Source organism: Oceanibaculum indicum P24, assembly GCF_000299935.1.
In the GTDB taxonomy this organism is placed as follows: Bacteria; Pseudomonadota; Alphaproteobacteria; order Oceanibaculales; family Oceanibaculaceae; genus Oceanibaculum; species Oceanibaculum indicum.
Genome location: NZ_AMRL01000047.1, coordinates 1 through 9,348 on the forward strand (window position 1 = coordinate 1; position 9,348 = coordinate 9,348).

11 protein-coding genes are annotated in these 9,348 nt (G+C 65.0%); 9 read left to right on the forward strand and 2 right to left on the reverse strand.

Annotated elements, in window-relative coordinates:
* From P24_RS19535 to P24_RS18665, 8 genes are all read left to right on the forward strand, one after another.
* On the forward strand, nt 1–409 hold a 409-nt coding region (locus tag P24_RS19535), incomplete at its 5' end, for a DUF3035 domain-containing protein (RefSeq protein ID WP_008946304.1).
* A gap of 345 nt (nt 410–754) precedes the next feature.
* Nucleotides 755–1,669 (forward strand): ABC transporter permease subunit, encoded by a 915-nt coding sequence (locus P24_RS18635; RefSeq protein ID WP_008946305.1) that lies wholly within the window; start codon nt 755–757, stop codon nt 1,667–1,669.
* 3 nt (nt 1,670–1,672) lie between these two features.
* Nucleotides 1,673–3,022, forward strand: a complete 1,350-nt coding sequence (livM, locus tag P24_RS18640) for a high-affinity branched-chain amino acid ABC transporter permease LivM (protein ID WP_008946306.1) — start codon at nt 1,673–1,675, stop codon at nt 3,020–3,022.
* Nucleotides 3,019–3,921, forward strand: a complete 903-nt coding sequence (locus P24_RS18645; RefSeq protein WP_008946307.1) for an ABC transporter ATP-binding protein — start codon at nt 3,019–3,021, stop codon at nt 3,919–3,921. The genes livM and P24_RS18645 overlap by 4 nt, the downstream gene beginning before the upstream one ends.
* Nucleotides 3,918–4,640, forward strand: a complete 723-nt coding sequence (locus P24_RS18650) for an ABC transporter ATP-binding protein (protein WP_008946308.1) — start codon at nt 3,918–3,920, stop codon at nt 4,638–4,640. The genes P24_RS18645 and P24_RS18650 overlap by 4 nt, the downstream gene beginning before the upstream one ends.
* A gap of 11 nt (nt 4,641–4,651) precedes the next feature.
* The gene (locus P24_RS18655; RefSeq protein WP_040708485.1) at nt 4,652–4,999 is read left to right on the forward strand and encodes a DUF6867 family protein; all 348 of its coding nucleotides are present in this window, start codon (nt 4,652–4,654) and stop codon (nt 4,997–4,999) included.
* Between the two features lie 130 nt (nt 5,000–5,129).
* Complete coding sequence (locus P24_RS18660) at nt 5,130–6,230, forward strand: branched-chain amino acid ABC transporter substrate-binding protein (RefSeq protein WP_008946310.1); 1,101 nt, start codon at nt 5,130–5,132, stop codon at nt 6,228–6,230.
* 140 nt (nt 6,231–6,370) lie between these two features.
* Complete coding sequence (locus P24_RS18665; protein ID WP_008946311.1) at nt 6,371–7,264, forward strand: methyltransferase domain-containing protein; 894 nt, start codon at nt 6,371–6,373, stop codon at nt 7,262–7,264.
* Nucleotides 7,265–7,279: 15 nt separating this feature from the next.
* Here the strand turns inward: P24_RS18665 and P24_RS18670 are convergent, their stop codons facing one another.
* Nucleotides 7,280–8,044 (reverse strand): SDR family oxidoreductase, encoded by a 765-nt coding sequence (locus P24_RS18670; RefSeq protein ID WP_008946312.1) that lies wholly within the window; start codon nt 8,042–8,044, stop codon nt 7,280–7,282.
* 301 nt (nt 8,045–8,345) lie between these two features.
* Between P24_RS18670 and P24_RS18675 the strand changes: the two genes are divergently transcribed.
* A complete protein-coding gene (locus P24_RS18675; RefSeq protein ID WP_008946313.1) occupies nt 8,346–8,849 on the forward strand; it encodes a hypothetical protein in 504 nt (167 codons plus the stop codon).
* Between the two features lie 129 nt (nt 8,850–8,978).
* Here P24_RS18675 and P24_RS18680 read toward each other — a convergent pair.
* Nucleotides 8,979–9,348: OmpA family protein (locus P24_RS18680; RefSeq protein WP_008946314.1), on the reverse strand; the 370-nt coding region annotated here is incomplete at its 5' end.

The following is a 9,348-nucleotide window of genomic DNA, read 5'->3' on the forward strand; positions in this document are numbered from 1 at the left end:
GTCGCAGCAGCAGGGCGCCGTTGCCGCGTTGGGCGGTGGCCGGCCCTTCTCGCAGAGCGGCTTCGCGCTGGGCGGGGCGGCACTCGGCAGCACAGGCGACCGCAGCGTCAGCGCCGCCACGCCGACCACGCCGGGCATGCAGAATTTCCGCCAGCAGCTGGGCCTTAACCAGGCTGATCCCAATATCCGCACTACGATCAACCGCGAGCATACGCAGCTCGCTGACGCCGACCGGCGCCTGCTCGACGATCTGCTGTTCTGGAAGCAGGCGGAGGATCGCAGCGCCGTGGTGGTCGATCCGGCGGCCGAGCGCAAGCGGCTGCAGGAGAATGCCGCGCTGGGGGCCGCGCCGAACAAGGGCGAGGTGCCGACCATCGAGCGCAAGCGCCAGGGCGTCAGCCTGTTCTGATCCCCGCGCCGAAACCTGTTCAGACCCCCGGAAGCCTTGTTTCCGGGGGTTTTTATTTGTGTGGCGCGCGACACCCGCGAACAGGGCTTGCCCCCTTTTCTGATGACAGGCCGTATGCCATTGTCCCCGCGACAATTGCTTGCAAAGCATGCGTGCTATGCGGTAATGGCCGGTGTGACGCTGATTTGCGCCTGACGGTTGCGTTCCACTTTCCCTTCACGGGGTCTAATAGCGGACTCGCCTCGGCATCGAATCAGCCTATGCTTGAAGCAATAAGGGCGGCCGCGCGACGGTCGTCCAAGGTGAACGGGTCAAGGGTTTCCAGTCCGTGGGGGAGCGGGAAGCATGGAGTATTTCATTCAGCAGTTGATCAACGGGCTGACGCTCGGATCGATCTACGGGCTGATCGCCATCGGTTACACGATGGTCTATGGCATTATCGGCATGATCAATTTCGCGCATGGCGACGTCTTCATGATCGGCGCCTTCATCGCGCTGATCGCGCTGATCATCCTGGGCAGCATCGGGCTGACCTTCATTCCGCTGGCACTGCTGATCGTGCTGATCGTCTCGATGCTGCTGACTTCGGTCTATGGCTGGACGGTGGAGCGCGTGGCCTACCGGCCGCTGCGCGGTTCCTTCCGGCTGGCGCCGCTGATCTCGGCCATCGGCATGTCGATCTTCCTGCAGAATTACGTGCAGCTCTCCCAGGGTGCCCGGGTGAAGCCGATCCAGCCGGTGATCGATGGCGGCGTCACGCTGATGGAGAAGGACGGTTTCCTCGTCTCCTTCAGCTACATGCAGATGCTGATCATTGTCACCACGCTGGTGCTGATGACCGCCTTCTCGCTGCTGATCGCACGCACCGCACTGGGCCGCCAGCAGCGCGCCTGCGAGCAGGACCGCAAGATGGCCTCGCTGCTGGGCATCAATGTGGACCGCACCATCTCGCTGACCTTCGTGATGGGGGCGGCGCTGGCCTCGGTCGCCGGCATGATGTTCGTGCTCTATTACGGCGTGATCGACTTCTTCATCGGCTTCCTGGCCGGCATCAAGGCCTTCACCGCCGCCGTGCTTGGCGGCATCGGCTCGCTGCCGGGCGCCATGCTGGGCGGCCTGCTGATCGGCCTGATCGAGACCTTCTGGTCGGCCTATTTCAGCATCGAATACAAGGATGTGGCGGCTTTCTCCATCCTCGTGCTGGTGCTGATCTTCCTGCCGACCGGCCTGCTCGGCAAACCCGAAATCGAGAAGGTCTGAGCCATGGCAGCGCAGCATGTGCGGAGCGCCGAAGGGGCCATCGACCTTCCGGCCATCGTGAAGGATTGCCTCGCCGCGGCACTGGTGATCTTCGCCATGGCGGTGCCGATCATCGGCCTGCGGACCGCCGACAGTTCCGGCGGCCTGACCATCGATTACCGCTGGGCCGATGTCGGCTATGCCGTCCTCGCAGGCTTCTTCGGCCGGCTGGCGCTGAATATCTGGTGGGCCTATCGCGGGCGCAGCCGGCCAAAGCCCAAGGCGGAGGCGATTACCGGCGACAATTTCGGCGCCTTCATGAAGAAGGTCGGCCTCTATGGCGGGCCGGTGGCGATCCTCTTCGCCTTCGTCATGCCGGCGCTGCCGTTTGCCGACCGCTATATCCTCGACGTCTCCATCCTGGTGCTGACCTACATCATGCTGGGCTGGGGGCTGAACATCGTGGTCGGCCTCGCCGGCCTGCTCGACCTCGGCTATGTCGCCTTCTACGCGGTGGGGGCCTATTCCTACGCGCTGATCGCGTCCAGCTTCGGCTGGTCCTTCTGGGTCTGCCTGCCGCTGGCCGGCGTGTTCGCCTGCTTCTTCGGCGTGATCCTGGGCTTCCCGGTGTTGCGCCTGCGTGGCGACTATCTGGCCATCGTGACGCTGGGCTTCGGCGAGATCATCCGCGTCGTGCTGCTGAACTGGTACGAGTTCACCGGCGGCCCGGACGGCATTTCCGGCGTGCCGCGCCCCAGCTTCTTCGGGCTGGAATTCGCCCGTTTCGCGCCGGAGGGCGGGACGACCTTCCATGAATTCTTCGGGCTGGAATTCTCCTCCCTGCACCGGATCATCTTCCTCTACTACCTGATCCTCATTCTGGCGCTGATCACCAACTTCGTGACGTTGCGCTTGCGCAAGCTGCCGGTTGGGCGGGCCTGGGAAGCGCTGCGCGAGGACGAGATCGCCTGCCGGTCGCTGGGCATCAACCCGACCAACACCAAGCTGACGGCCTTCGCCATCGGCGCCATGTTCGGCGGCTTCGCCGGCTCCTTCTTCGCCACCCGCCAGGGCTTCATCAGCCCGGAGAGCTTCACCTTCATCGAATCGGCGGTGATCCTTGCCATCGTGGTGCTGGGCGGCATGGGCAGCCAGATCGGCGTGGTCATCGCTTCGGTCTTCCTGATCGGCGGCACCGAGGTGTTCCGCGAGCTGGAACAGTACCGCATGCTGGCCTTCGGCGGCGCCATGGTGCTGATCATGATCTGGAAGCCGCGCGGCCTGCTGGCGCACCGCGAGCCGACGCTGAAGCTGCCGCCGAGCCGAAAACCGGAGGCAAGGCCCCTGGCCGGCGCGGAAGGAGAGGCGGCATGATCGGCCTGTTCGACGATCCCCGCGTCGCCACCGATGCCGCCACGGCGGACACGCCGCTGCTGACGGTCGAGCATCTGACCATGCGCTTCGGCGGTCTGGTCGCCATCGACGATGTCTCGCTGGTGGCCCGCAAGGGCGAGATCACCGCGATCATCGGCCCGAACGGTGCCGGCAAGACGACGGTGTTCAACTGCCTGACCGGCTTCTACAAGCCGACCGTCGGCCGGCTGACGCTGAATTGCGAGGGCACGCTGTTCTATCTGGAGCGGATGGAGGATTTCCGCATCACGCACGAGGCGCGGGTTGCCCGCACCTTCCAGAATATCCGGCTGTTCCCGGCGATGAGTGTGCTGGAGAATCTGGTGGTCGCCCAGCACAACAAGCTGATGCGCGCCTCGGGCATGACTTTCGGCGGGCTGATCGGGCTGAAATCCTACCGCGATGCCGAGCGCGACGCGGTGGAGAAGGCGCGCTACTGGCTGGAGCGTATCAACCTCGCCGACCGGGCGGATTGGAATGCCGGTAACCTGCCCTATGGCGACCAGCGCCGGCTGGAGATTGCGCGCGCCATGTGCACTGATCCGGTCATGCTGTGCCTAGACGAGCCGGCCGCCGGCCTGAACCCGCGCGAATCGCTGGAGCTGAACACGCTGCTGCAATTCGTGCGCGACGAACATGGCGTCGGCGTGCTGCTGATCGAGCATGACATGAGCGTCGTCATGGGCATTTCCGATCATGTGATCGTGCTGGATTACGGCCGCAAGATCGCCGATGGCGACCCCGAAGCGGTGCGTAACGACCCCAAGGTCATCAAGGCCTATCTGGGCGAGGATGAGGAAGAGGAGCTGCCACCGGAGATCGCCGCCGATATCGAGAAGAAGACGGGAGAAGGGGCATGAGCGCGCCGCTGCTCGAAATCGCCGGGGTCGAGACCTTCTACGGCAATATCCAGGCGCTGCGCGGCGTCGATGTCAGTGTCGGCAAGGGCGAGATCGTCACGCTGATCGGCGCCAACGGTGCCGGCAAGTCCACCTTGCTGATGACGATCTGCGGCAGCCCGCAGGCGCGCACCGGGCGCATCGTCTATGACGGCGTCGATATCACGCGTGTGCCGACGCACGAGATCATCCGCATGGGCGTGGCGCAGTCGCCGGAAGGCCGCCGCATCTTCCCGCGCATGACGGTGATGGAAAACCTGCAGATGGGGGCGACGACCGCCGACCCGGCGCATTTCAGCCAGGATATCGAGAAGGTCTTCACCCTGTTCCCGCGCCTGAAGGAGCGGCGCGGCCAGCGCGGCGGCACGCTGTCGGGCGGCGAGCAGCAGATGCTGGCGATCGGCCGGGCGCTGATGAGCCGGCCCAATCTGCTGCTGCTGGACGAACCGTCGCTGGGCCTGGCCCCGCTGGTGGTGAAGCAGATCTTCGGGGCGATCCGCCAGATCAACGAGGAGGAGGGCATGACCATCCTGCTGGTCGAGCAGAACGCCTATCACGCGCTGCGCTTGGCCCATCGCGGCTATGTGCTGGTGACCGGCAACATCACCATGTCGGGCACCGGCGCGGAGCTGCTGGCAAGGCCGGAGGTGCGTGCGGCCTATCTCGAAGGCGGGCATTGAGGGCGATGGCGATGGAACAGCTTCTGGGCAACGACATCCCGACCTTCATCGGCGTCACCATTGTGCTGGCCGGCGGTGCCGCCATGCTGATGGGCAGTGCGCTGGCCCGCACATGGCGTCCGTTCTGGCAGGGCATCCTGTACAGTGCGCTGCTGGGGCTGGCGTCGCGCTTCATCAGCTTCGCGCTGTTCGGCGGTGAATTGCTGTCCTTCAGCGGTTATGTCGTCGATTCGGCGGTGCTGGCGCTGATGGCCTTTGCCGCCTACCGCGCGACCCTGGCCCGCCGCATGGCGGCCCAGTACCCCTGGTTGTACGAACGCGCCGGCCTGTTCGGCTGGCGTGCGCGTCGCGACGGGTAAGACGCCGCGGAAGCGGGCGTCGGGAATCCGTTGCCAGCTTTCGCAGCCGGTCCTACTGTGTGGTTAACGCCGTTTTACCGCGCGTGAGGGCAGGTCCCTTTCAACCGAGTAAATGAGCAGGGAGATCGAAATGAAGAAACTATCCACACTGGTTCTCGCGGCTGCCGCGCTGGTCCTGACCGGCCAGGTCGCGAAGGCCGACATCACCGTGGCGACCGCCGGTCCGATGACCGGCCAGTACGCCAGCTTCGGCGCCCAGATGAAGGCGGGTGCCGAGCAGGCGGTCGCCGATATCAACGCCGCCGGCGGCGTGCTCGGCCAGAAGCTGAAGCTGGTGATCGGCGACGATGCCTGCGATCCGAAGCAGGCGGTCGCGGTTGCCAACGACATGGTCCGCCAGGGCGTGAAGCTGATGGCCGGCCATTTCTGCTCCGGTTCCTCCATCCCGGCCTCCAAGGTCTATGAGGAGGAAGGCATCGTCATGATCTCGCCGGCTTCGACCAATCCGAAGCTGACCGAGGAAGGCGGCCCGAACGTGTTCCGCGTGTGCGGCCGTGACGACCAGCAGGGCGAGGTCGCGGGTGCGTTCCTGGCCAAGCAGTATGCCGGCAAGAAGATCGCCTTCGTGCATGACAAGACCGCCTACGGCAAGGGTCTCGCCGACGAGACGCTGAAGTCCTACAAGGCTGCCGGCGGCAAGGAAGTGATGTACGAGGCCTACACCGCGGGCGAGAAGGACTATTCCGCGCTGGTCTCCAAGCTGAAGCAGGCTGGCGTCGATGTGCTCTATGTCGGCGGCTACCACACCGAGGCGGGCCTGATCGTGCGCCAGATGCGCGAGCAGGGGATGAACACCGTGCTGGTCTCCGGCGACGCGCTGGTGACCGACGAGTACTGGTCGATCACCGGCCCGGCCGGCGAAGGCACGCTGATGACCTTCAGCCCGGACCCGCGCAAGAACGAGAAGGCCGCGCCGATCGTGAAGGCCTTCCGCGACAAGGGCGTCGAGCCGGAAGGCTATGTGCTCTACACCTATGCGGTGATGCAGATCTTCAAGCAGGCGGCCGAGAAGGCCGGTTCCGCCGACATTGGCAAGCTGCTGCCGGTGCTGCAGAGCGGCATGAAGTTCGACACCGTGCTGGGCGACCTGTCCTTCGACAAGAAGGGCGACGTCACCCTGCCGGGCTATGTCTTCTATGTCTGGAAGAACGGCAAGTACGACTATCTCTGACGTCTGACCGGCGTCAGCGTCAAGAGGGCCCGGCCGGTGACGGCCGGGCCCTTTTGTTAAGACTGGATTAATGGCCATCTGCAAGGATACGATTTTACCAAGCGCACCGCAGGAGAGGGTGCTGCATTCGGGGTGGGGGCATGTCGTTCAAGGAACGGTTCCGGGCATGGTGGGAGGGTTATGAGTACGTCCCGCATGTGCCGGCGGTGGATACTGGCGACAGCGCGGAGGCCGACGGCAATGACGCCGTCGAGAAGGTCGAGCAATGGTCAACCGACCGGTTTGGCCTTATCCAGGCTCTGTGGGGCGACGGGCTGATCTTCCCCGGCGGCAAGGAACATCTGCTGAAACTGGTCTCGCCCTTCGGCCTGAACCCGGCTTTCTCGGCCGCCGATTTCGGCGCCGGTCTGGGCGGCGGCGGCGAGATCGTCGCGGAAGAATACGGTGCCTGGGTCAATGGCTACGAATTCGACCCCGAGCGCGCGGCCTATGGCGAGGACCGGGCGGAACGGATGGGGCTGTCGCGCAAGGCGCCGGTCAGCTATCTGGAGCCCGACACCTTCACCATGCGTGACAGCGCCTATCACTGCGCCTATGCGGTTGGCGCCTTCTACTGGATCGAGAACAAGCCGCACCTCCTGCGTATGATCGAGAAGGGGCTGCATCCGGGCGGCCAGTTCACTTTCACCGACTATGTGCTGGCGTCCGACGATGCCAAAGAAAATCCGGCCGTGCAGGCGTGGATGGAGAATGAGGACCCGGTTCCCAAACCCTGGACCGCGAAGCATTACGAGGTCGAGCTGGTCAATCTCAACCTCGATGTGCGCATTTCCGAGGATATGAGCGAGCAGCACCAGAAGGCCATTCTGGAAGGCTGGGCGGCGCTGACCGCCGGGCTGAAGCCTGGCGGCCTCGCCCCTGATACCATGCAGTATCTGGTGGAGGAGGCGGAGCGCTGGGTACGCCGGGTGGCGGCGCTGCGCTCCGGCGGGCTGCGTTATCAGCGCCTCTACGTCACCAAGCCGACCGAATAAGGCTGTCCGCTGCCGTCAGATGCAGCGCCCGCCATCGATCTCCATCGCCAGGCCGGTCAGGAATTCCGAACTGTCCTCCGCCAGGAACAGCGCCGCATTGGCGATGTCCGCCGGCTGGCTGAACCGGCCCATCGGAATGACCGAGGTGAACTGCTTGCGCCGCTCCGGCGTGTCCTCGCCCATGAAATCGGCCAGCATGCCGGTCTCGCCGGCCACCGGGCACAGCGCGTGCACGCGAATCTTCTCCGCCGCCAGCTCGACCGCCATAGACTTGGTGATGGTGATCGCCGCCCCCTTCGAGCCATTGTACCAGGTCAGGCCCGGCCGAGGCCGCAGGCCCGCCGTCGAGGCGGTGTTGATGATGACGCCGCCCTTGCCCTGCTTGCGGAAGACCGGCACGACATGGCGCGCGGCAAGGTAGATCGCCTTCACATTCACCGCGAAGCAGCGGTCGAACTCGGCCTCCGTCACCTCCAGCATCGGCTTGTTCTTGTGGGTGAAACCGGCATTGTTGACCATGATGTCCAGCCGGCCATAGGTGGCGACCGCCTTCTCCACCATCGCCTTCACATCGCCATCGCTGGAGACGTCGGCCTTCACGAAGATCGCCGTGCCCTGGCCATGTGCCTTGTCGATCTCGGCGGCGACGCGCGTGCCGCCCGCCTCGTTCACGTCGTTCACGACGATCTTGGCACCCTCGCTGGCGTAGATCTTCGCGATGCCTTCGCCGAATCCCGACCCCGCGCCGGTGACGATGGCGACCTTGCCTTCAAGGCGCATGAAATCCTCCCTCTGTGTTTGGCCAGCAGGCTTGACCTGTGACATTTTGCCCGGCGTCTGCCGGTTTGTCCGCGCGAAGTCTAGCCCGGCCCGGCGCGTGCGGCCAGATGGCAGCGAATTGTGGCAGGGGTGTAGGTCAGTAGGGGGCGGTATGTAGGGGCGGTACCCAGATATCACACAATATCAAGCGGTTGCCGAAATATGCTCAGAATGTCATAGTGTCCCAACTGTGACGCTGGTGTGGCCGCTGGGGAGCGGGCCTCGTCGGCACGCCGCCCTTACGCGGTGTAGAGGGGGAGTGATGAAGAAAACGGCTTTGAAGCGTGGCCTTGCTGCCCTGGCGGTCCTGGCCACCGTGGCGGGCACGCCGGCGGTCAGCTTTGCCGCCTGCGCGACGCCGAAGGAAAGCGCGGCACTGGAAGCCCGCGTCCTGCTGAGCGAGCTGATGGTGGCGGCGCTCAGCTGCAACCAGCGGCCCAGCTATAATGCCGTCGTCACCCGCTATCAGGGCGAGATGGCCAGCACCGGCAAGGCGCTGAAGGGCTATTTCGCGCGGGTTCATGGCGCGCGCTCCGCGCAGGAGCTGAACGGCTTCGTGACGCGCATGGCGAACGAGGCCTCACAGCGCAGCCTGAGCGATTTTGCGACCTTCTGCAGCGCTGCCGAGGGCAAGTTCGCGGCGCTGATGGACGAACGCCAGCCGCATAATTTCGAGCGGTTTGCCGGCCTGCAGCCGGAAGCATCCAGCCACGGCGTCGAGGTCTGCCAGTACACGGCGGCCAATACGGCGTCTCGTACGCGCTGATCGATAGAACCGAATAAGACCAAAGCAAAGCCGGCATCCCGCGATGCCGGCTTTTTCGTTTGGGCGTTGGAGACGAAAAAACCCGGCTGGTTTCCCAGCCGGGTTTTGCGTTCTGCCTTGCCGTGCGGCTTAGCGGAAGATGATCTCCACGCGCCGGTTCTGCGGCTCGCGGACGCCGTCGGCGGTCGGAACCAGCGGATCGGTCTCGCCACGGGCCTCGGAGCTGATCTGGCCGGCGGTGACGCCATCGGCGGTCAGCGCGGTCTGGACCGAGCTGGCGCGGCGCTGCGACAGGGCCATGTTGTAGGCGGCCGGGCCGGAGCGGTCAGCATGGCCGATCAGGTGGATACGGCTGATGCCGCCCTTCTTGGCGTTGTCGGCGGCCAGCTTCACGATCTGGCGCGCATCCGGGGTCAGGTCCGACTTGTCGAAGTCGAAGAACACCAGATAGTTGCGCGGCACCGGCTGCGGGGCCGGGGCGGCGGCAGGCGCCGGGGCC